Here is a 21,874-nt window from a genome sequence, read left to right as displayed (position 1 = left end):
GGCCTTTTGGTTTTCGCTCCTCAGAGGCGACCAGCCGGGGCGTAGGGGACCGGGTCGATGATCGGTTCCCGCCCGCTCATGAGATCCGCCAGCAGACGGCACGACGCCGGTGCCAGGACCAGCCCGTTGCGGTAGTGCCCGGTATTCAGCCAGAGCCCGTCGAAGCCAGGCACCGGACCGATATAGGGGATGCCTTCGGGAGAGCCCGGGCGCAACCCTGCCCAGTGGGCCACCGGCTGCATGTCCGCCAGTTCCGGCAACAGTTCTGCCGCAGACGCCCTGAGGCTTTCCAGCGCCTCGTCGGTCGGCGTCTTGTCGAAGCCCGAATGTTCCAAGGTGCTGCCGATCAGGATGTGGCCGTCGCGCCGCGGAATCGCGTAGCGCCCCTTGGCCAGCACCATGCGCGGCAGGAAATCCGCCGCGCACTTGTAGAGGATCATCTGCCCTTTCACCGGTACCACGGGCAGTTCCAGGCCAAGCGGCTTCAACAACTCGCCGCTCCAGGCGCCCGCCGCCAGCAGCACCTTGTCGCCACGGATCTCGCCACGCGAGGTCGCCACGCCGAGCACTCGATCGCCGTCGCGCAACCAGCCGCGCACCTCCGTCTGCTCATGCAGTTCGAGATTGGCGAATTGTTGCAGGGATGCCCGCAATGAGCGCGCCAGGCGAGGATTGCGCACATTGGCCACGCCCGACATGTAGACCGCCCGCTGGAAGCCGGCGCCCAGCCCGGGCACCGCCGCGTAGGCCTCCTCGATCGGCACTTCCTTCAACGGCCGGGTGTGCTTGCGTGCCCACTGCAGTGCCTCGGTCTGGTCGTCCAGGTCCAGCCAGTACAGGCCAACGGTATGGACCTCGGGATCGAGCCCGGTCTCGTCGAGCAAACGCTGCCCCAGGGCCGGGTAGAAGTCCTGCGACCAGTGCGCCAGGGCGGTCACCGCCGGGCTGTAGCGCCACGGATAGAGCGGCGAGACGATCCCGCCTCCCGCCCAGGATGCCTCACGCCCACTCTCGCCCCGCTCCACCAGGGTCACCCGCAGTCCGGCGAGCGCCAGCTCCCGGGCGGTCAACAGGCCGATGACGCCAGCGCCCACTACCACAACTCTTTCCGACACCAGGGCCTCCACGATCACACAGGGGTTGCAGAAAAGTCGGTCATACGCCTCATCCCGCAGCTGATTGAGGCAACGGGGAAAATCCGGCGAGATACGACCGTCGCGGAATGATACGAGCAAAAGGACCGCCTGCCATGGTCGAAAGGTCGCAGAGAGCGTTGACGCTCACCGAGCTGCTGTTTGCGCTGGTTCTGCTGGGAATACTGGGAAGCCTGGCGCTGCCTGGGATGGCAGCCTGGCTGGACGGCAATCGCGAGCGAAGTGTGTTGCACGAGCTGAGCGCGAGCATCCAGCTGGGCAGAACCCATGCCGTCGCCTACCAGCGCCCGGTGACGCTCTGTCCGTCGACCGATGGCCGTCACTGCGGCAGCGACTGGGGAGAGGGCTGGCTGCTTGCGGAAGACGGTGGGGAACGGCTTCTCGTGGGACGCGCGCTTGCAAAGAAGGAAAGGCTCCGCTGGAACCGTTCGAACCGCCTCAGGTTCCTCCCCAGCGGCCAGCTCAACATTCACAACGGGCGGTTTCTGCTCTGCGGAAGGCATACCGTTGCCTGGCAACTGATCCTCAACCGGCAGGGCCGGCTCCGTACCGCGAGCGCCAGGGAGAACCGGGAGAAACGTGAGCTATGCAGCACTTCCGGATGATCATGGACCAGTTGTCCTGCCCCACGGGCCGACCGTCAACGACCGCAAGACGCTCCCAGGCCCGTTTGGCATGCTTTCCAGGCGTAGACCCCCTGGAGCAACCGCATGTCATATCGTTCCAACTCGACCGGCTTCACCCTGATCGAGTTGCTGATCATCGTCGTCCTGCTGGCCATCATGGCGAGCTTCGCCATTCCGAACTTCAAGCAGCTGACAGAACGCAACGAACTGCAGAGCGCCGCCGAGGAACTCAATGCGATGCTGCAGTACGCTCGCAGCGAAGCCGTGTCCCAGAGGCGCGCGATCAGCATCCAGGCGCTGAAGGACAAGGACTGGGGCAAGGGCCTGAGCATAGGTGTCCTGGCCTCCGGCTCGATCGCCGCGCCTCTGCGCAAACACGACGGCTTCCGTGCCGCCACGCTGACAGCGAAGGAAAAGAGCGCCGTGGAACATCTGACCTTCACGGCCAACGGTACCCTCGTACCGCCAACGGAACGAACCTTCGCAATCTGCCAGAACGGCAAGACCGACGGGGGCCGCGTGCTGAGCATCAGCCAGGCCGGCCGGATCCAACTCGAACCTTCCTCCAAGGCGCCCCAGTCATGCTATTGAAATCGCGACACAGGTCGCTGCACCAATCCGGCTTCAGCATGATCGAAGTGCTGGTCGCCCTGCTGCTGATCAGCATCGGCGTGCTGGGCATGATCGCCATGCAGGGCAAGACCATCCAGTACACCGCCGACTCGGTCGAGCGCAACAAGGCAGCCATGCTCGGCAGCAACCTGCTGGAAAGCATGCGGGCGAGCCCGAAGGCGCTGTACGACGTCAAGGACCAGATGGCCACGCAATCCGACTTCTTCAAGGCCAAGGGGTCGGCGTTCCCCACCGCGCCGTCCTCCTGCACGCCATTGCCCGACGCGATCAAGGACCGCCTGGGATGCTGGGCGGAACAGGTGAAGAACGAACTGCCAGGCGCTGGCGACCTGCTGAAGAGCGACTACTACATCTGCCGCAGCTCGAAGCCGGGCGACTGCGACGGCAAGGGCTCCATGCTGGAAATCCGCCTTGCCTGGCGCGGCAAGCAAGGCGCCTGCGTCAACGCCGCCGACAGCAGCGCCGACACCTCCCTCTGCTACTACACCCTCAGGGTCGAGCCATGAGCATGAACAACCGCTCCCGACGGCAATCGGGCCTGTCCATGATCGAACTACTGGTGGCCCTCGCCATCAGCAGCTTCCTGATTCTCGGGATTACCCAGATCTACCTGGACAACAAGCGCAACTACCTGTTCCAGCAAGGCCAGGCAGGCAACCAGGAAAACGGACGCTTCGCCATGATGTTCCTGGACCAGCAACTGGCCAAGGTGGGTTTCCGTAGGCGTGCGGACGACCCCAACGAGTTTGCCTTCCCGGCGCAGCAGAAAACCGCCTATTGCGAGGCATTCAAAGCCGGCTCGACCCTGGTGCCCGCCGTGGTCAAGGCCGGCCAGAGCGGATTCTGCTACCGCTATCAACCGGCGCCAGGCGAAGCCTACGACTGCGAAGGCAACTCGATCACCACCCCTAGCGATCCCTTCGCTACCGCCCAGGCCATCACCGCACGCGTTCTGTTCGTTCCCGCGACCGCCGATGTCCCCGGCAGCCTCGCCTGCTCCGCGCAGACAATCAAGGAAAAAGGCCAGGAGATCGTCAGCGGCCTGGTCGACTTCAAGCTCGAGTACGGCGTCGGCCCGACCATGGCCGGCAAACGCGAGGTGGAAAGCTTCGTCGAACAGGCCAACATCGCCGACCGTCCGGTGCGTGCCCTGCGCTACTCCGCGCTGATGGCCAGCGACAAGAACCTGCGCCAGGGCGACAGCAAGACCCTGGACGATTGGATCACGCTCTACCCCTCGTCCAAGACCAGCCTGCAAGGCAACGACAAGGACCGCCTCTACCAGATCGCCAAGGGCAGCCAGACACTCAGGAATCTCGTGCCATGAACAACTTCCCTGCACAACAGCGCGGCGCCACGCTGGTCATCGCCCTGGCGATCCTGGTGATCGTCACCCTGCTGGCGGTCTCGAGCATGCGCGAAGTGGTACTGGAAAGCCGCATCACCGGCAACGTCATCGAACAGACTCGCTTGCAGAACGCCGCCGAGTCCGGACTCCGCGAAGGCGAGCGGCGCTTCGTCAACACCCTGCGTCCGCCGGAGCCCGGCACCGGTTGTACGGCCGACAACGTGGCCCGCCCCTGCCTGCTGGACCTCGCCGCGCTGAACCTGAAGCTGGCGGACACCCACCAGAATCCGGTCGGCGTGCTGAAGGGCATCGCCAATACCTGGATGAGTTACCGCGGCAGCGACATCAGCAGCGCGACCACCGCGGGCACGCTCTACAGCGTGCAGTGGAACAACCTGCCCATTCCCTCGGGCGGCCAGGTCAACGAAGCGGAAAGCCCCGAATACGGCAACCTGATGCGCGGCATCGGCACCTTCTACTACGAGACCAATAGCGTCGCGCGCAACCAGACCAACAGCGAAACCGTCCTGCAGACCGTTCTCGCCCGTCTCTATACCAACTGATCGAGCCTCGCATGAAATCGGCACTCCACCAGATCGGCAAGACCTCGCTGGCAGCCGCGCTCAGCGGCGCCGTCCTGCTCTCCGCCCAGACCACCCACGCCGCCGCCCTGTCGGTCAGCCAGCAGCCGCTGATGCTGATCCAGGGCGTCGCCCCGAACATGCTGGTGACTCTCGACGACTCGGGCAGTATGGCTTATGCCTATGCACCGGATAGCCTGGTCAACAGCCGCAACAACGTCTATTTCGCGTCGAACAGCTACAACCCGATGTACTTCGACCCGAATACCCAGTACAAGCTGCCGAAAAAGGTGACCCTTTCCAATGGCCAGATCCAGGTGCAGGACTATTCCAAGCCCAGCTTCACCGCGGCATGGCGCAACGGTTTCACTCAGGAAGGCCGGGTAAACCTTTCCCGTGACTACAGGCCAACGGTGCAGTACCAGGGCGGATCGGGAGCAGGCACCGAGTCCAGCATCGACTGGTACGGGGCTCCTGCCTTCTACTACCAATACAGCGGGGGCCGCGGTTGCAGCCTCACCACTTCGAGTTGCTACACCCGTGTGGAAATCAGCGGCGCGGCCCAGCAGCAGAACTTCGCCAACTGGTACTCCTTCTATCGTACCCGCGCCCTGGCCACCCAGACCGCCGCTAACCTGGCGTTCTACAGCCTGCCTGAAAACGCCCGGATCAGTTGGCAACTACTGAACAGTTCCTCGTGCCTGATCGGCAGTGGCTCCAGTAACTGTTACAACAACTACCTGAGAGACTTCACCGGGCAGCATCGGGTGAACTTCTTCAACTGGCTGGAGAACCTGTCGGTCGGAGGTGGTACTCCGCTGCGTCAGGCCATGACTCGAGCGGGGGAGTTTCTCAAGAAGACCGGCGTCAACGGCCCCTATGCCTATCGACCTGGTACCCAGGCCTCGCCGGAATACAGCTGCCGTGGCAGCTATCACATTCTGATGACCGATGGTCTTTGGAACAACGACTCGGCCAACGTAGGCAATGCCGACAGCACGAGTCGTAGCCTCCCCGATGGCAAGAGCTACAGCAGCCAGACGCCTTACAGGGATGCTGCGTCCAATACCCTGGCCGACCAGGCCTTCCATTACTGGGCCACCGATGCCCGGCCGGATATCGACGACAACATCAAGCCGTACATTCCCTACCCGGACCAGGCCAATCCCTCGGCGGAGTACTGGAATCCGCGCAACGATCCGGCGACCTGGCAGCACATGGTGACCTATACCCTGGGCCTGGGCCTGACCACCAGCCTCACCAGCCCGAAGTGGGAGGGTTCCACCTACTCCGGCGGCTATGACGAAATCGCCGCCGGGCGCCTCAGCTGGCCGAACGCTTCGAATAACCATAGCAACAACGTCTATGACCTGTGGCACGCCGCAGTGAACTCCCGGGGCGAGTTCTTCAGCGCCGACTCGCCGGACCAACTGGTCGCGGCCTTCCAGGACATCCTCAACCGAATTTCGGGCAAGGACCTGCCGGCATCCCGCCCCGCCATCAGCTCGTCCCTGCAGGAAGACGACACTGGCGACAAGCTGACCCGCTTCGCCTACCAGACCAGCTTCGCCAGCGACAAGAACTGGGCTGGCGACCTGACCCGCTACAGCCTGACCACCCAGGACAAGGCCACCGTGCAGACCAAGCTGTGGAGCGCGCAGAGCATCCTCGACGCGATGCCCAACGGTGGAGCTGGCCGCAAGATCATGATGGCCGGATCCGGTACCTCGGGCCTCAAGGAGTTCACCTGGGGCAGCCTCAGCGCCGACCAGCAGCGGCAGTTGAACCGCGATCCGGACCGCAACGATGTCGCCGACACCAAGGGCCAGGACCGCGTGGCCTTCCTGCGCGGCGATCGCAGCAAGGAGAACAGCGACAACTTCCGCACCCGCAACTCGATCCTCGGCGATATCATCAACTCCTCGCCGGCGACGGTCGGCAAGGCCCAGTACCTGACCTACCTGGCCCAGCCGATCGAGCCCAGCGGCAACTACTCCACGTTCGCAGAAGCACAGAAAACCCGTGCCCCGCGGGTATACGTCGGCGCCAACGACGGCATGCTGCACGGTTTCGATACCGACGGTAACGAGACCTTCGCCTTCATCCCAAGCGCGGTCTTCGAGAAGCTCCACAAGTTGACCGCCCGCGGCTACCAGGGCGGCGCCCACCAGTTCTACGTCGACGGCTCGCCGGTGGTCGCCGACGCCTTCTTCGGCGGCGCCTGGCATACCGTGCTGATCGGCAGCCTGCGCGCCGGCGGCAAGGGCCTGTTCGCCCTCGACGTGACCGATCCCGCCAACATCAAGCTGCTCTGGGAAATCGGCGTGGACCAGGAGCCCGACCTTGGCTACAGCTTCCCCAAACCCACGGTCGCCCGGCTGCACAACGGCAAGTGGGCCGTGGTCACCGGAAACGGTTATTCCAGCCTGAACGACAAGGCCGCGCTGCTGATCATCGACCTGGAGACCGGGGCCATCACCCGCAAACTGGAAGTCACCGGCAGGACCGGCGTGCCCAACGGCCTATCCAGCCCTCGCCTGGCAGACAACAACAGCGACGGCGTAGCCGACTACGCCTACGCCGGCGACCTGCAAGGCAACCTCTGGCGCTTCGACCTGATCGCCGGCAAGGTCAACCAGGACGATCCGTTCAGCCGAGCCAACGACGGCCCGGCGGTGGCCTCGAGCTTCAGGGTGTCTTTCGGTGGCCAGCCGCTCTATTCGGCAGTCGACTCCGCCGGCGCGGCGCAAGCGATCACCGCCGCGCCCTCGCTGGTTCGCCATCCGACACGCAAGGGCTACATCGTGATCTTCGGTACCGGCAAGTATTTCGAGAACGCCGACGCCCGGGCCGATACCAGCCGCGCCCAGACGCTCTACGGCATCTGGGACCAGCAAACCAAGGGCGAAGCCGCGGGCAGCACACCCCGACTGACGCGCGGCAACCTGCAGCAGCAGACCCTGGACCTCCAGGCCGACTCGACCTTCGCCTCGACCGCTCGCACCATTCGCATCGCCAGTCAGAACCCGGTCAACTGGCTGAACAATGACGGCAGCACCAAGCAGTCCGGCTGGTATCTGGACTTCATGGTCAACGGCACCCTGAAGGGCGAGATGCTGATCGAGGACATGATCGCCATCGGCCAGGTGGTGCTGCTGCAAACCATCACCCCGAACGATGACCCCTGTGCCGACGGCGCCAGCAACTGGACCTATGGCCTCGATCCCTATACCGGCGGTCGCACCAGCTTCACCGTGTTCGACCTGGCACGCCAGGGCGTCGTGGACTCGAAATCCGACTACAGCTACAACAAGCAGAACGTCGCGGTATCCGGTACCGAGCAGAAAGGCCTGGGAGGCTTGACGCTGAGCACCAACGAACAGGGCAATCCGGAAGTCTGCTCCTCGGGCGAATGCCTGACCGTGAACCCCGGTCCGAACACCCGTGGCCGCCAGAACTGGCGCCCCATCGAAGGAAAGAACTGATATGAAAGTGCTGCCTATGCTGCTGGCCCTGGCCGTTCCCGGCCTCTGCTGGGCCGAAGATCCCCAGACCTTCGAAGGCGCTGGCGTGGTCTTCGAAGTCCAGGTCGAGAAGAACCTGGTGGACATCGACCACCGGCTCTACCGCCTGCCCAACAGCACCGTCAGGAACGGCATGCCCAGCCTGTTCCAGGTCAAGCCGGGCTCCGTGGTGTCCTACTCTGGCACCGTCAGCCAGCCGTGGTCCACCATCACCGATATCTACATTCACAAACAGATGAGCGAACAGGAGCTGGCCGAGATGATCGAGAAAGAACAGCCCCGCCAGGACGGGGAGGAGCAGCCCCGATGAGGACAAGACAGAAGGGCTTCACGTTGCTGGAAATGGTGGTGGTAGTGGCGGTGATCGGCATCCTCCTCGGCATCGCCATTCCCAGTTACCAGAACTACGTGATCCGCTCCAACCGCACCGAGGGGCAGGCGCTGCTCTCGGACGCGGCCGCGCGCCAGGAACGCTACTACTCGCAGAACCCCGGGGTCGGCTACACCAAGGACGTGGCCAAGCTGGGCATGAGTTCGGCCAACTCGCCGAACAACCTGTACAACCTCACCATAGCGACGCCCACCAGCACCACCTATACCCTGACCGCCACGCCGATCAACTCGCAGACCCGCGACAAGACCTGCGGCAAGCTGACCCTCAATCAGCTCGGCGAACGCGGCGCAGCCGGCAAGACCGGCAACAACAGCACCGTCAACGACTGCTGGCGCTGAAACGAAAGAGCCCCTCTACGAGAGGGGCTCTTTCATTGCGCACGGTTCACAAAGCCTTGACCCGCAGTTCCTTGGGCATCGAGAAGGTAATGTTCTCCTCCCGCCCCTCCAGTTCCTGCTCCTCCGACGCCCCCCACTCGCGTAGCTGGGCGATCACGCCGCGCACCAGCACTTCCGGCGCGGAAGCGCCTGCGGTGATTCCGATGCGACGCACACCGTCGAACCAGCCGCGTTGCATGTCCTCGGCGCCGTCGATCAGGTAGGCCGGCGTGCCCATCCGCTCGGCGAGTTCGCGCAGGCGGTTGGAGTTGGAACTGTTGGGGCTGCCCACCACCAAGACCATGTCGCACTGGTCGGCCAGTTCCTTCACGGCATCCTGGCGGTTCTGGGTGGCATAGCAGATGTCGTTCTTGCGCGGTCCCTGGATCTGCGGGAACTTGGCGCGCAGGGCATCGATGACCTTCGAGGTGTCGTCCATCGACAGGGTCGTCTGGGTCACGTAGTGCAGGGCTTCGGGCTTGCGCACCTCCAGCGCGGCGACGTCGGCCTCGTCCTCCACCAGGTAGATGGCACCACCGTTGCTGGCATCGTACTGGCCCATGGTGCCTTCCACCTCGGGGTGCCCTTCATGCCCGATCAGCACGCATTCGTGGCCGTCGCGGCTGTAGCGCACCACTTCCATGTGCACCTTGGTCACCAGCGGGCAGGTCGCGTCGAAAACCTTCAGGCCGCGCCCCTCGGCTTCCTTGCGGACCGCCTGGGAAACGCCGTGGGCGCTGAAGATGACGATGACGTTGTCCGGCACCTGATCGAGTTCCTCGACGAAGATGGCGCCGCGCTGGCGCAGGTTGTCCACGACGAACTTGTTGTGCACCACCTCGTGACGCACGTAGATCGGCGGGCCGAAGACATCGAGGGCACGGTTGACGATCTCGATGGCGCGATCCACGCCGGCGCAGAAGCCGCGGGGATTGGCGAGTTTGATTTGCATGGCGGTCTCGTGGGCGACGCGGTGATTGGACGAATGAACCTTGCTACCGCCCTCCCCGCTTGGGAAGGGCGCAGCGACCGACGGTTCAGGCCGGCTGGACGTCGATGATCTCGACTTCGAAGGCCAGGGTCTTGCCGGCCAGCGGATGATTGAAGTCGACGGTCACCTGCTGCTCATCGAACGCCTTGACCACGCCCGGCAGTTCGGTCTTGGCCGCGTCGTTGAAGATCACCAGCAGGCCCTCGGCCAGCTCCATGTCCTGGAACTGGTCGCGCGGCATGATCTGCACGTTCTGCGGATTCGGCTGGCCGAAGCCCTGTTCGGGAAGAATGCTCAGGGTGCGCTTGTCGCCAGCCTTCAAGCCGAACAGCGCCTGTTCGAAGCCCGGCAGCAGGTTGCCGTCGCCGACCTTGAACGAGGCAGGCTGCTTGTCGAAGGTGCTGTCGACGACGTTGCCGTCCTCCAGCTTGAGGGCGAAATGCAGGGTGACGCGGCTCTCCTGGCCAATGCGGGTCGACTCAGCCATGGGCGGCTTCTCCGGATTTCTTCGATCTGAACATGTCGAGCGCCAGCATGACGGCGCCGACGGTGATGGCGCTATCGGCCAGGTTGAACGCCGGGAAGTACCAGCGGTTCTGCCAGTGCACCAGGATGAAGTCCACCACGTGGCCAAGGACCATGCGGTCGTAAAGGTTGCCCAGGGCGCCGCCGAGCACCAGCGCCAGGGCGATGGCCAACCAGGTCTCGCCTTTCTTCAGGCGTTTCAGCCAGACCACCAGGATCGCGCTGACGACGATGGCGATCAGGGCGAACAGCCAGCGCTGCCAGCCCGAGCTGTCGGCCAGGAAGCTGAAGGCGGCACCGGTGTTGTAGGCCAGGGTCCAGCTGAACAGATCGGGGATCACCACGATCTGCTGGTACATGCTCAGTTCGGCCTGGAAGAACGCCTTGCTGACCTGGTCGAGGACGAACACCAGCACGGTGATCCACAACCAGGGCAAGCGCCCGAAACGATCGACGTCAGGCATAGTGGCGAACCTCGCCGCTGCCTTCGATGTTCTCGATGCAGCGACCGCACAGGTCAGGATGCGCAGCGTGCTGACCGACGTCCTCGCGATGGTGCCAGCAACGACCGCACTTGGCGTGGGTCGACTTGACCACTTTCAGCTTGAGGCCGGCGACTTCGCTGTCCACCGCGTCGGCCGGAGCCGCCGACAGCGGCGCCAGGGTCGCGGTCGAGGTGATCAGGACGAAGCGTAGCTCGTTGCCCAGCTTGGCCAATTGGGCCTGCAGCGCGTCTTCCGTATACAGGGTGACCTCGGCCTGCAGGTTGCCGCCCACGGCCTTGGCCGCGCGCTGGTTCTCCAGCTCCTTGTTGACCGCGGCCTTCACCGCCATGACCTGTTCCCAGTACTGGCGATTCAGCGTCACGTCGGCCGGCAGTTCGCTGAGGCCGTCGTACCAGGTGGCGAGCATTACCGACTCGGCGCGCTCGCCGGGCAGGAACTTCCAGACTTCCTCGGCGGTGAACGCCAGGATCGGGGCGATCCAGCGCACGAGGGCCTCGGCGATGTGGAACAGTGCGGTCTGGCAGGAGCGCCGGGCGACGCTGTTGGCGCCGGTGGTGTACTGGCGGTCCTTGATGATGTCCAGATAGAACCCGCCCAGCTCCTGTACGCAGAAGTTGTGCACCTTGGAATAGACGTTCCAGAAGCGGTACTCGCGGTACGCCTCTTCGATCTCGCGCTGCAAGAGCAGGGCGCGATCGACCGCCCAGCGATCCAGGGCCAGCATTTCCTGGGGCGGCAGCAGATCCGTGGCCGGATCGAAACCGTTCAGGTTGGACAGCAGGAAGCGCGTGGTATTGCGGATCCGCCGGTAGGCATCGGCGCTACGCTGGAGAATCTGCTGGGATACCGCGATCTCGCCCGAGTAATCGGTCGAAGCCACCCACAGGCGCAGGATGTCGGCGCCCAGGGTATCGATGACGGTCTGCGGCACCACGGTGTTGCCCAGCGACTTGGACATCTTGCGGCCGGACTCGTCGACGGTGAAACCGTGGGTCAGCAACTGGCGGTACGGCGCATGGTTGTCGATCGCGCAGCCGGTCAGCAGCGAGGAGTGGAACCAGCCGCGGTGCTGGTCGGAACCTTCCAGGTAGAGATCGGCGACCGGGCCGCTGGCATGGCCGATCCGGTGGGAACCACGCAGCACGTGCCAATGGGTGGTGCCGGAGTCGAACCAGACGTCCAGGGTGTCGTTGATTTTCTCGTACTGCGCGGCGTCCTCGCCGAGCAGCTCGGCGGCGTCGAGCTTGAACCAGGCTTCGATGCCTTCCTTCTCGACTCGCTGCGCGACCTCTTCCATCAGCTCCACGGTGCGTGGATGCAGTTCGCCACTGGCCTTGTGCAGGAAGAACGGGATCGGTACACCCCAGTTGCGCTGGCGCGAGATGCACCAGTCGGGACGCCCGGCGATCATTCCGTGCAGACGCGCCTGGCCCCAGCCCGGGACGAATTCGGTCTGGGTGATGGCTTCCAGCGCTCGCTCGCGCAGGGAAGCACCCTGCCTGGGCTGCTTGTCCATGCCGACGAACCACTGCGCGGTGGCGCGATAGATCAGCGGCGTCTTGTGCCGCCAGCAGTGCATGTAGCTGTGATTGATGGTTTCGTGGGCCAGCAGGCTGCCGACCTCTTCCAGCTTGGCCACCACGTTGGGGTTGGCCTTCCAGATGAACTGGCCGCCGAAGAACGGCAACGAGTCGACGTAGACGCCGTTGCTCTGCACCGGGCTGAGGATGTCGTCGTTGCTCATCCCGTAGCGCTTGCAGGTATAGAAGTCGTCTTCGCCGTAGGCCGGCGACGAGTGGACGATACCGGTGCCGGCATCGAGGGCCACGTAGTCGGCCAGGTACACCGGCGACAGGCGCTCGTAGAACGGATGGCGGAAGTTGATCAGCTCCAGCGCCTCGCCCTTGGCGGTGGCGACCACCTTGCCCTCGCGCTGGTAGCGCGCCAGGCAGGACTCGACCAGGGCCTCGGCCAGCACCAGGTAGCGATCGCCGGCATCGACCAGCGCGTAGTCGATCTCCGGATGCACGTTCAGCGCCTGGTTGGCCGGGATGGTCCAGGGCGTGGTGGTCCAGATGACGATCTGCGCCGGCTTGTCCAGGGCCGCCAGGCCGAAGGCCGCGGCCAGCTTGTCGGCATCCGCCACCGGGAAGCCAACGTCGATGGTCGGCGACTTCTTGTCGGCGTACTCGACCTCGGCCTCGGCCAGCGCCGAACCACAGTCGAAGCACCAGTTGACCGGCTTCAGGCCCTTGAACACGAAGTCCTGCTTGACCATTTCCGCGAGGGCGCGGATTTCGTTCGCCTCGTTGGCGAAATTCATGGTCTTGTAGGGGTTGTCCCACTCGCCGAGCACGCCCAGGCGAATGAAGTCGGCCTTCTGCCCTTCGATCTGCTCGGCCGCGTATTCGCGGCACAGTTCGCGGGTCTTGTCCGCCGGAAGATTCTTGCCGTGGGTGGTCTCGACCTTGTGCTCGATGGGCAGGCCGTGGCAATCCCAGCCCGGCACATAGGGCGCGTCGTAGCCCGCCAGGGTCTTGGAGCGGACAATGATGTCCTTGAGAATCTTGTTGACCGCGTGACCGATGTGAATGCTGCCGTTGGCGTACGGAGGGCCATCGTGCAGGACGAACTTCGGACGGTCGCCGCCAATGGCCCGCAGCTTCTGGTACAGACCGATGTCGCTCCAGAACTTCAGGGTTTCCGGCTCGCGCTGGGGCAGGCCGGCTTTCATTGGGAAGGCGGTTTCCGGAAGGTTTAGCGTCGCTTTGTAGTCGGTCATCTCAGGGCCTGTTCAGGATCTCTTCAATCAAGCGGTTGGCCCAGCCAGTAGGCCCGGGCGGCGGCGATATCCGCGAGAATCGCCGCCTTGAGTGCCTCCAGGGAGGCAAAACGCTGCTCGTCGCGCAGCTTCTGGTGGAAGGTCACCTGCAGATGCCGGCCGTATAGATCGCCGGCGAAATCGAGCAGGTGCACTTCCAGATGGGGACGGCCGTCGCCGTTCACCGAAGGGCGGGTGCCGATGTTCGCCACCCCCTGGCAACGCTGGCCATCGACCAGCGTACTGACCAGGTAGACCCCGTTCAACGGCGCCTTGCGCCGTTTCAGTTGAATGTTGGCCGTGGGCGAGCCCAGTTGCCGGCCGAGTTTCTGTCCATGCAGGACCCGTCCGCTCAGGCTGAAGGGACGCCCCAGAAGGCGCTCGGCGAGATGCAGGTCGCCCTCGGCCAGGGCCTGGCGGACCCGCGTGCTGCTCACCCGCACACCGTCCAGTTCGACGGTGGTGGCCGCCTCGACGGTGAACCCCTGCTCGCGACTGGCGTTCACCAGGAAGGCGAAGTCACCGGAGCGGTCGCAGCCGAAACGGAAATCGTCGCCCACTTCAAGATGCCGCACCGCCAGTCCATCGACCAGGACCTGGCGGACGAACTCGGCTGCCGACAGCTCGCGCAAGCGGCGGTTGAAGGCCAGGCAGAGCACCACGTCGACGCCCTGCCCACGCAGCAACTCGAGTTTCTCGCGCAGGCGGGTCAGACGCACCGGCGCCGAATCGGGGGAGAAGAACTCGCGCGGCTGCGGCTCGAAAATCACCACGCAGCTGGGTACGCCCAGCTCCAGCGAGCGCTCGCGCAGACGCGCCAGGATAGCCTGGTGCCCGAGGTGGACGCCGTCGAAGTTACCGATGGTGGCGACGCAGCCCCCGGCCAGGGGCTGCAGGTTGTGTAGTCCGCGAAGCAGCTGCATAGCACGCTTATTGCTCAGAAAGTGGTCGATTATACGCGTACCGGGCGCCGGACAACAGGCAAAACGGCATGATCCCGCCGCCAGCCCGGACGCGCTTCACAGCACCGCCCGGCGGGAAAAGTCGCGCAGGCGGAAACCCAGCAGCGCGAGCATACCGAAATAGGCCAGGAGACCGGCAACCACCAGCAGGCCGAGGCGCAGGAATCGCTCCAGCATGGCGCCCTGCTCCCAGGCCGGCAGCCAGTGCATCGTGGCCAGCAGCACCGCCGACATCGCCAGCACCGCGACCACCAGCTTGACCAGGAACTTCGCCCAGCCCGGTTGCGGCAGGTACAGACGCTGCTTGCGCAGTTGCCAGTAGAGCAGGCCGGCATTCAGGCAGGCGGCCAGGCCGATGGACAGGGCCAGGCCGGCATGCTGAAGCGGGCCGATGAAGGCCAGGTTCATCAGTTGGGTGGAAACCAGGGTGAAGAGCGCGATCTTCACTGGCGTACGGATGTTCTGCTGGGCATAGAAGCCCGGCGCCAGAACCTTGACCAGGATGATGCCGAGCAGGCCGACGGAGTAGGCGACCAGCGCGCGCTGGGTCATCGCCGCGTCCACCGTGGTGAACTTGCCGTACTGGAACAGCGAGACAGTCAGAGGTTCGGCGAGGATCGCCAGGGCCAGCGAACAGGGCAGCACCAGCAGGAAGCACAGGCGCAGGCCCCAGTCGAGCAGGCGCGAGTACTCATGGCGATCCTTGTTCGAATAGGTCTTCGCCAGCATCGGCAGGAGGATCGTCCCCAGCGCCACGCCCAATACGCCGGAAGGCAGCTCCATGAGGCGGTCGGCGTAGTACATCCAGGACACCGAACCGGCTGCCAGGAACGAGGCGAAGATGGTGTTGATGATCAGCGAGATCTGGCTCACCGAGACCCCCAGGATCGCCGGCAGCATCAGCTTCATCACCCGCCAGACGCCGCTGTCCCTGAGGTTCAGGCGCGGCAGCACGAGCATGCCGATCTTCCTCAGGTGCGGCAGTTGATAGAGGAGCTGCAACAGGCCGCCGGCCAGCACCGCCCAGCCCAGCACCATGACCGGCGGATCGAAATAAGGCGTGAGGAACAGCGCGAAGCCGATCATTGCGACGTTCAGCAGGGTCGGCACGAAGGCCGGCACCGAGAAGCGGTTCCAGGTGTTGAGGATCGCGCCGGCCAGGGACGACAGCGAGATCAGCAATATATAAGGAAAGGTCACCCGCAGCAGGTCGGTGGTCAGGGCGAACTTTTCCGGGGTATCGGCGAAGCCCGGCGCGGTGACCCAGATAACCCAGGGCGCGGCGAGGATGCCGAGCGCCGTGACCAGCGCCAGCACCAGCGTGAGCAAGCCGGAAACGTAGGCGATGAAGGTCCGCGTCGCCTCCTCGCCCTGCTGGTTCTTGTACTCTGCCAGGATCGGCACGAAAGCCTGGGAAAACGCCCCTTCGGCGAAGATCCGCCGCAACAGGTTGGGCAGCTTGAAGGCGACGAAAAAGGCGTCGGTGGCGAGGCCGGCACCGAAGATCCGCGCCAGGATGGTATCGCGGACGAAACCGAGGACCCGCGACAGCATGGTGATGGAACTCACCGCCGCCAATGATTTGAGAAGATTCATGGATGTCGGGCTGCCGGCATGTCGAAATTGATCCTGTCCAAGACCGCGACCGGCCGGGCCGGTTCATCGCGCGAGTACGCCCTCGCCGCCGAACGGCGGTCCGCAAGGGCGCGCCGAGTGTAGAATGCGCGCCGGAATAAATCACCCGCAAGAAAGCAGGCGACATCCGTCGCCGATCTTTCCGGCCGCATGTGCAGCCCCTTGACAACCCCTGGAGGCGACGGCATTATTCGCGGCCTTAATTTGTTCGCTATTTACCCAGTTTTTTTCGAGGAGCTCGACGGTGGCCAACACACCTTCCGCCAAAAAACGCGCCAAACAGGCTGAGAAGCGTCGCAGCCACAACGCCAGCCTGCGCTCCATGGTGCGCACCTACATCAAGAACGTCGTGAAAGCCATCGACGCCAAGGACCTGGAAAAAGCCCAGGCCGCCTTCACCGCCGCTGTACCGGTGATCGACCGCATGGCTGACAAAGGCATCATCCACAAGAACAAGGCTGCTCGTCACAAGAGCCGTCTGAGCGGCCACATCAAGGCCCTCAGCACCGCTGCCGCCTAAGGCACGCCTTGCTCGAATAAAAAACCGGCCAATGGCCGGTTTTTTATTGCCCGCGACTCGCTCGCTTCAGCGAGCGGTCGGCCATGGCATGAGGGGAATCGCCGTCACCGCGTTCTGCGGACTACCTTCGATCACCCGGTCGCTGTAGACCAGATAGACCAAGGCATTGCGCTTGCGATCGAAGAAGCGCACCACCTGCATGCTTTTGAACACCAGCGAAGTGCGCTGCTTGAACACCTCTTCGCCATCCTTGAGTTCGCCACTGAACTGGATCGGCCCCACCTGGCGACAGGCGATCGACGCCTCGGCGCGATCCTCCGCCAGCCCCAGGCCGCCCTTGACCCCACCGGTCTTGGCGCGCGACAGATAGCAGGTCACGCCCTGCACCTTGGGATCGTCGAAAGCCTCGACGACAATCTTGTCGTTCGGCCCGACCCACTTGAACACCGTGGAAACCTCGCCGATCTCCTCCGCCCCGGCAAGCGCCGGCAACAGCAGCAGACCACCCAGCAACCCCGCGAGCTTGCGCATTCGCCCTCTCCTCAGACCAGAACCAGATTGTCGCGATGCACCAGCTCCGGCCCATCCACGTAGCCAAGCAAGGCCTCGATGGCATCCGTCGGCTGACCGAGGATCTTCTGCGCCTCCAACGCACTGTAGTTGACCAGGCCGCGCGCCACTTCGCGCCCGCCCTGGTCCACACAGACCACCATCTCGCCGCGACGGAAGCTGCCCTGGACCGCCTTGACCCCAACCGGCAACAGGCTCTTGTGATCCTGGCTCACCGCCTTCACCGCCCCATCGTCCAGCACCAGGGTGCCGCGCATCTGCAAGTGGCCGGCCAGCCATTGCTTGCGCGCCGCCTTGCGACTGCGATCAGGGGTCAACAGGGTGCCGAGGCGTTCGCCGGCGCGCAGGCGGTCGAGGACACGCTCGATACGCCCACCGACGATCACCGTATGCCCGCCGGAACGCGCCGCCAGGCGCGCCGCCCGCAGCTTGGTCTGCATTCCGCCGCGCCCCAGGGCGCCGGCACTGCCGCCGGCCACCGCATCGAGCTGCGGATCATCGGCACGCGCCTCGTAGATCAGTTGGGCATCGGGATTGTTGCGCGGATCGGCGTCGAACATCCCGTCGCGATCGGTAAGGATCACCAGCAGGTCGGCCTCGACCAGGTTGGCCACCAGTGCCGCCAGGGTGTCGTTGTCGCCGAAGCGGATCTCGTCGGTGACCACCGTGTCGTTCTCGTTGATCACCGGGACCACGCCCAGCTCGACCAGGGTCCGCAGGGTGCTGCGGGCGTTCAGGTAGCGCTTGCGGTCGGAGAGGTCGTCATGGGTCAGCAACACCTGGGCGGTCTGCAGGCCATGCAGGGCGAAGCTGGACTCCCAGGCCTGCACCAACCCCATTTGCCCCACCGAGGCGGCGGCCTGGAGTTCGTGCATCGCGCTAGGTCGGGACACCCAGCCCAGGCGGCTCATACCGGCGGCGACGGCGCCGGACGACACCAGCACCAGCTCGATGCCGGCGCAATGCAGCGCCACCATCTGCTCGACCCAAACGGCCATGGCATTGCGATCCAGCCCACGGCCATCGGCCGTCAGCAGGGCGCTACCGATCTTCACCACCCAGCGCCGCGCGCCAGTCACCTTGTCCCGCATACCCTCAACCTTAGAAGCCCAGGCTTCGACTCTTCAGCCCCGCCGGCCCGCCCGGCGGGGTATCACGCCATCAGGGAACGTAGAAGATCTCCGGACCGTCGCCGTCGTCTTCCTCATCATCGAAATCATCGTCATCCACCGCACCGGCGTTCTTCAGACCCGAACGCCGCAGCGCGCGCGCATCGTCCAGGGCCTGCAGACGGGCCCGCGCCTCGTCCTCGATACGCCGGTCGAGTTCGGCCAGTTCCTCGGCATACTGCGGATCTTCTTCCAGGCGCAGGGTACGCTCGTCGAGATAGCGCATGATGTCCTGGCTGAGCGCCTCGGTGCCATCGCGCTCCAGGGCGGAGATCACATGGACCGGGCCTTCCCAGCCCAACCGCTCGATCACCGCCTGCTTGCGCGCCTCGCGCTCGGCCGGATCGAGGATCTGGTCCATCTTGTTCAGCACCAGCCAGCGCTCGCGCTCGGTCAGCGCCGGACTGAAGCGACCCAGCTCGCGAACGATGACCTCGGCGGCATCGGCCGGATCGCTTTCGTCCAGCGGCGCCATGTCCACCAGATGCAGGAGGATGCGGGTCCGCGCCAGATGCTTGAGGAAGCGGATGCCCAGCCCGGCGCCTTCGGCGGCACCTTCGATCAGGCCGGGAATGTCGGCGACCACGAAGCTCTTGTAGCGACCGACACTGACCACGCCGAGGTTCGGCACCAGGGTGGTGAACGGATAGTCGGCCACCTTCGGCTTGGCCGCGGACACTGCACGGATGAAAGTGCTCTTGCCGGCATTCGGCAGTCCCAGCAGGCCGACGTCGGCCAGCACCTTCAGTTCCAGCTTGAGGTCGCGCGCCTCACCCGGCTTGCCCGGGGTGGTCTGGCGCGGCGCCCGATTGGTACTGGATTTGAAACGGGTGTTACCGAGGCCGTGCCAGCCCCCCTGAGCGACCATCAGCCGCTGACCGGGCTCGGTCAGGTCGCCGATGATTTCCTGGGTATTGGCGTCGATCACGGTGGTACCGACCGGCACCGGCAGGATCAGGTCGTCGCCCTTGGCCCCGGTGCAGTCCTTGCTGCCGCCGTTCTCGCCGCGCTGGGCATCGAAACGGCGGGTGTAGCGATAGTCGACCAGGGTGTTCAGGTTGACGTCGGCTTCCAGGTAGATGGAACCGCCGTCGCCACCGTCGCCGCCGTTGGGACCGCCCTTTTCGATGAACTTCTCGCGACGAAAGCTCATGAGGCCATTGCCGCCGTCACCGGCTTTCACGTGGATTGATACTTCATCGACGAATTTCATGGATATGCCTCCCACCACGAGGGCGGGTTAACAGAAAAAAACATAGGATACAGGATGCCCCGAAAGCAGGGCATGGCCGGAAGCCGGCGCAGAAACAAAAAAGCCCCGTCGCGAGACAGGGCTTTTTCAGCGAGCTATTGCTTAGGCAGCAACGATGCTCACGTATTTGCGACCAAAGGCGCCTTTGGTCTCAAACTTGACCACGCCGTCCACTTTCGCGAACAGGGTGTGGTCCTTGCCCAGGCCAACGCCGTAACCGGCGTGGAATTTGGTGCCGCGCTGACGAACCAGGATGTTGCCAGCCTTTACAGCCTGGCCGCCGAACAGTTTCACGCCAAGGCGTTTACTTTCTGAGTCGCGGCCGTTGCGGGTAGAACCGCCAGCTTTTTTGTGTGCCATGAGTCATATCCTCCAGAAAGGAATTAGGCCTGAATGCCGGTGATCTTGATTTCAGTGAACCACTGGCGGTGGCCCTGACGCTTCATGTGGTGCTTACGACGGCGGAACTTGATGATGCGGACCTTGTCGTGACGGCCGTGGGAAACCACTTCAGCGGTAACCTTCGCACCTTCGACGACCGGCAGGCCGATTTTCACGTCTTCGCCATTGGCAACCAGCAGGACGCGGTCGAAATCGATCGCTTCGCCGGTAGCGACGTCGAGTTTCTCGACCTTGAGGAATTCGCCTTCGGTGACTTTGTGCTGCTTGCCACCGGTAACAATCACTGCGTACATGTGTATCTCCGTTAAACCTGCTCACCCGACGCTTTATAGAAGTAGGAATCGGCCGGCATGGCTGCATGGGGTCGGATCGGACGCCCGTGCAATTGCGTAAGGCAGGGTATGCCAAGGAAGTTCAGGGCCCGCGATTGTACGGAAAGGTCCAGGCCGAGGCAAGTGCCACGGGCCTTTCCTTGACAGTCCCCCCCCTGCCACCTAGCATGCCGCGCAATCTTTGTGGAGCTATTGTCACTGATGCAACCCCAGGCCTTCTACCGCGTGGTGGCGGAAGATTTCACCGCCGTCGACGGGATCATCCGTCGCCAACTCACCTCCCGCGTTCCCCTGGTGGAAAAGATCGGCGACTACATCATCTCCGCCGGCGGCAAGCGCCTGCGCCCGCTGCTGGTCCTGCTCGCCGGCAAGACCCTGGGCTACAAGGGCGACGACCTCTGCCTGCTGGCCGCCACCATCGAATTCCTGCACACCTCCACTCTGCTGCACGACGACGTGGTCGACGCCTCCGGCCTGCGCCGCGGCCGCTCCACCGCCAATGCCCTGTGGGGCAACGCGCCGAGCGTGCTGGTAGGCGACTTCCTTTATGCCCGCTCCTTCGAAATGATGGTCGAGCTGGGTTCCATGCCGGTCATGCGCATCATATCCCAGGCCACCCGGGTGATCGCCGAGGGCGAAGTGCTGCAATTGTCCAAGGTACGCGACGCCAGCACTACCGAAGAGACCTACATGGAAGTGATCCGCGGCAAGACCGCGATGCTTTTCGAGGCCTCGACCCACAGCGCCGCCGCGCTGTGCCAGGCCGGCGAGGAACAGTCCGAGGCACTGCGCCGCTTCGGCGACTACCTGGGAATCGCCTTCCAGCTGGTGGACGACCTGCTCGACTACCGCGGCGACGCCGCGACCCTCGGCAAGAACGTCGGCGACGACCTCGCCGAAGGCAAGCCCACCCTACCGCTGATCGTCACCATGCGCGACGGCACCGAGGAGCAGGCCGCGCTGGTACGCAAGGCCATCCAGCAAGGCGGCAGCCAGGACCTGGAGAGCGTCTGTGCCGCCGTCGAGGCTGCCGGCGCCCTGGACTATACCGCCAACCTCGCCCGCGACTACGCCGCCCGCGCCATCGCCTGCCTGGATACGCTGCCGGACAACGAATACCGCTCCGCCCTGGTCGAACTCAGCGAATTCGCTGTCGTCCGGACCCACTGAACCGGGCTCGACTTGTGACGAACGCCGCCGTTTTCACGGCGGCGTTTTCGTTTTGCGACGAAAGGCACGATCAAGACTTGCTATTACGATAATAAGAATTATTCTCATCTCACAGTCTTGTCACGGAGATGAGCGCCATGACTTATTTGATCGATGCCTGGCTTGATCGGCCACACCCCTACCTGCGGATCCTGCACCGGGAAACCGGGGAAATCTGCGCAGTCCTGGAAGAAGACGCGCTGGACGAACTGCGTGACCAGGGCGGCCTGGACCTGCACGAGTTGAACTCGAGCGAACCGCTGATCCTCAAGGAGCTGGTACGCAACCTGTTCCTCTTCTGCTACGCCCGCGCCCTGCGCTGAGCCTTTGCGATGACGCCAGG

General features: G+C 64.2%; 23 protein-coding genes. 11 read left to right on the top strand and 12 right to left on the bottom strand.

Annotation, left to right across the window (positions count from 1 at the left end):
* Nucleotides 1-20 precede the first annotated feature (20 nt).
* Nucleotides 21-1,115 carry a glycine oxidase ThiO gene (gene thiO / locus FHW81_RS24125; RefSeq protein WP_003119424.1) on the bottom strand — a complete coding sequence of 365 codons (1,095 nt, stop codon included), beginning with the start codon at nucleotides 1,113-1,115 and terminating at the stop codon, nucleotides 21-23.
* Nucleotides 1,116-1,249: 134 nt separating this feature from the next.
* On the opposite strand from thiO, the gene FHW81_RS24120 reads away from it, so the two are divergent.
* From FHW81_RS24120 to pilE, 8 genes are all read left to right on the top strand, one after another.
* Nucleotides 1,250-1,759 carry a GspH/FimT family pseudopilin gene (locus tag FHW81_RS24120; protein WP_003102595.1) on the top strand — a complete coding sequence of 170 codons (510 nt, stop codon included), beginning with the start codon at nucleotides 1,250-1,252 and terminating at the stop codon, nucleotides 1,757-1,759.
* A 105-nt stretch (nucleotides 1,760-1,864) separates the two neighbouring features.
* Nucleotides 1,865-2,371: a GspH/FimT family pseudopilin gene (locus FHW81_RS24115; protein ID WP_003102598.1), complete on the top strand. Its 507-nt coding sequence runs from the start codon at nucleotides 1,865-1,867 to the stop codon at nucleotides 2,369-2,371.
* The gene (gene pilV, locus FHW81_RS24110; protein WP_003119423.1) at nucleotides 2,362-2,919 is read left to right on the top strand and encodes a type 4a pilus minor pilin PilV; all 558 of its coding nucleotides are present in this window, start codon (nucleotides 2,362-2,364) and stop codon (nucleotides 2,917-2,919) included. Before FHW81_RS24115 ends, pilV begins: the two co-directional genes overlap by 10 nt.
* On the top strand, nucleotides 2,916-3,740 hold the full coding sequence (gene pilW / locus FHW81_RS24105) for a type 4a pilus minor pilin PilW (protein ID WP_003119422.1): 825 nt from the start codon (nucleotides 2,916-2,918) through the stop codon (nucleotides 3,738-3,740). The genes pilV and pilW overlap by 4 nt, the downstream gene beginning before the upstream one ends.
* A complete protein-coding gene (gene pilX / locus FHW81_RS24100) occupies nucleotides 3,737-4,324 on the top strand; it encodes a type 4a pilus minor pilin PilX (protein WP_003112826.1) in 588 nt (195 codons plus the stop codon). The genes pilW and pilX overlap by 4 nt, the downstream gene beginning before the upstream one ends.
* 11 nt (nucleotides 4,325-4,335) lie before the next feature.
* Nucleotides 4,336-7,827 carry a type 4a pilus biogenesis protein PilY1 gene (gene pilY1, locus FHW81_RS24095; RefSeq protein ID WP_023089636.1) on the top strand — a complete coding sequence of 1,164 codons (3,492 nt, stop codon included), beginning with the start codon at nucleotides 4,336-4,338 and terminating at the stop codon, nucleotides 7,825-7,827.
* Nucleotide 7,828: 1 nt separating this feature from the next.
* Complete coding sequence (gene pilY2, locus FHW81_RS24090) at nucleotides 7,829-8,176, top strand: type 4a fimbrial biogenesis protein PilY2 (RefSeq protein ID WP_003102609.1); 348 nt, start codon at nucleotides 7,829-7,831, stop codon at nucleotides 8,174-8,176.
* Nucleotides 8,173-8,598 (top strand): type 4a pilus minor pilin PilE, encoded by a 426-nt coding sequence (gene pilE / locus FHW81_RS24085; protein WP_003094721.1) that lies wholly within the window; start codon nucleotides 8,173-8,175, stop codon nucleotides 8,596-8,598. Before pilY2 ends, pilE begins: the two co-directional genes overlap by 4 nt.
* A gap of 46 nt (nucleotides 8,599-8,644) precedes the next feature.
* Here the strand turns inward: pilE and ispH are convergent, their stop codons facing one another.
* The 6 genes from ispH to murJ all read right to left on the bottom strand — a co-directional run bounded on the left by ispH (nucleotide 8,645) and on the right by murJ (nucleotide 16,038).
* A complete protein-coding gene (gene ispH / locus FHW81_RS24080; protein WP_003094724.1) occupies nucleotides 8,645-9,589 on the bottom strand; it encodes a 4-hydroxy-3-methylbut-2-enyl diphosphate reductase in 945 nt (314 codons plus the stop codon).
* 85 nt (nucleotides 9,590-9,674) lie between these two features.
* The gene (fkpB, locus tag FHW81_RS24075) at nucleotides 9,675-10,115 is read right to left on the bottom strand and encodes an FKBP-type peptidyl-prolyl cis-trans isomerase (RefSeq protein ID WP_003102613.1); all 441 of its coding nucleotides are present in this window, start codon (nucleotides 10,113-10,115) and stop codon (nucleotides 9,675-9,677) included.
* On the bottom strand, nucleotides 10,108-10,617 hold the full coding sequence (gene lspA, locus FHW81_RS24070; protein WP_003102615.1) for a signal peptidase II: 510 nt from the start codon (nucleotides 10,615-10,617) through the stop codon (nucleotides 10,108-10,110). Before lspA ends, fkpB begins: the two co-directional genes overlap by 8 nt.
* Nucleotides 10,610-13,441 (bottom strand): isoleucine--tRNA ligase, encoded by a 2,832-nt coding sequence (gene ileS / locus FHW81_RS24065; RefSeq protein WP_171893920.1) that lies wholly within the window; start codon nucleotides 13,439-13,441, stop codon nucleotides 10,610-10,612. The genes lspA and ileS overlap by 8 nt, the downstream gene beginning before the upstream one ends.
* 23 nt (nucleotides 13,442-13,464) lie before the next feature.
* The gene (gene ribF / locus FHW81_RS24060; protein WP_003102619.1) at nucleotides 13,465-14,403 is read right to left on the bottom strand and encodes a bifunctional riboflavin kinase/FAD synthetase; all 939 of its coding nucleotides are present in this window, start codon (nucleotides 14,401-14,403) and stop codon (nucleotides 13,465-13,467) included.
* Nucleotides 14,404-14,499: 96 nt separating this feature from the next.
* The gene (gene murJ, locus FHW81_RS24055; protein WP_003102622.1) at nucleotides 14,500-16,038 is read right to left on the bottom strand and encodes a murein biosynthesis integral membrane protein MurJ; all 1,539 of its coding nucleotides are present in this window, start codon (nucleotides 16,036-16,038) and stop codon (nucleotides 14,500-14,502) included.
* A gap of 283 nt (nucleotides 16,039-16,321) precedes the next feature.
* On the opposite strand from murJ, the gene rpsT reads away from it, so the two are divergent.
* Nucleotides 16,322-16,597 (top strand): 30S ribosomal protein S20, encoded by a 276-nt coding sequence (gene rpsT / locus FHW81_RS24050; RefSeq protein ID WP_003094744.1) that lies wholly within the window; start codon nucleotides 16,322-16,324, stop codon nucleotides 16,595-16,597.
* A gap of 66 nt (nucleotides 16,598-16,663) precedes the next feature.
* Here rpsT and FHW81_RS24045 read toward each other — a convergent pair whose 3' ends face one another.
* From FHW81_RS24045 to rplU, 5 genes are all read right to left on the bottom strand, one after another.
* The gene (locus tag FHW81_RS24045) at nucleotides 16,664-17,128 is read right to left on the bottom strand and encodes a CreA family protein (protein ID WP_003094746.1); all 465 of its coding nucleotides are present in this window, start codon (nucleotides 17,126-17,128) and stop codon (nucleotides 16,664-16,666) included.
* Nucleotides 17,129-17,139: 11 nt separating this feature from the next.
* A complete protein-coding gene (proB, locus tag FHW81_RS24040; protein ID WP_003094756.1) occupies nucleotides 17,140-18,258 on the bottom strand; it encodes a glutamate 5-kinase in 1,119 nt (372 codons plus the stop codon).
* A 70-nt stretch (nucleotides 18,259-18,328) separates the two neighbouring features.
* Nucleotides 18,329-19,549 carry an Obg family GTPase CgtA gene (cgtA, locus tag FHW81_RS24035; protein ID WP_034054413.1) on the bottom strand — a complete coding sequence of 407 codons (1,221 nt, stop codon included), beginning with the start codon at nucleotides 19,547-19,549 and terminating at the stop codon, nucleotides 18,329-18,331.
* 141 nt (nucleotides 19,550-19,690) lie between these two features.
* Nucleotides 19,691-19,948, bottom strand: a complete 258-nt coding sequence (gene rpmA / locus FHW81_RS24030; protein ID WP_003094760.1) for a 50S ribosomal protein L27 — start codon at nucleotides 19,946-19,948, stop codon at nucleotides 19,691-19,693.
* Nucleotides 19,949-19,971: 23 nt separating this feature from the next.
* Nucleotides 19,972-20,283, bottom strand: coding sequence for a 50S ribosomal protein L21 (gene rplU / locus FHW81_RS24025; protein ID WP_003094761.1), 312 nt, complete (start codon nucleotides 20,281-20,283; stop codon nucleotides 19,972-19,974).
* A 240-nt stretch (nucleotides 20,284-20,523) separates the two neighbouring features.
* On the opposite strand from rplU, the gene FHW81_RS24020 reads away from it, so the two are divergent.
* Together FHW81_RS24020 and FHW81_RS24015 are read left to right on the top strand one after the other, a co-directional pair.
* On the top strand, nucleotides 20,524-21,492 hold the full coding sequence (locus FHW81_RS24020) for a polyprenyl synthetase family protein (RefSeq protein ID WP_034054412.1): 969 nt from the start codon (nucleotides 20,524-20,526) through the stop codon (nucleotides 21,490-21,492).
* A gap of 137 nt (nucleotides 21,493-21,629) precedes the next feature.
* Nucleotides 21,630-21,854: a PA4570 family protein gene (locus FHW81_RS24015; protein ID WP_003094765.1), complete on the top strand. Its 225-nt coding sequence runs from the start codon at nucleotides 21,630-21,632 to the stop codon at nucleotides 21,852-21,854.
* The last annotated feature ends 20 nt before the right edge of the window (nucleotides 21,855-21,874 follow it).

The organism is Pseudomonas sp. RC10-4-2 (assembly GCF_050433085.1).
GTDB lineage: Bacteria > Pseudomonadota > Gammaproteobacteria > Pseudomonadales > Pseudomonadaceae > Pseudomonas > Pseudomonas aeruginosa.
Note: the sequence above shows the minus strand (reverse complement) of the source record. Positions and strands in the feature narration are given on the sequence as shown.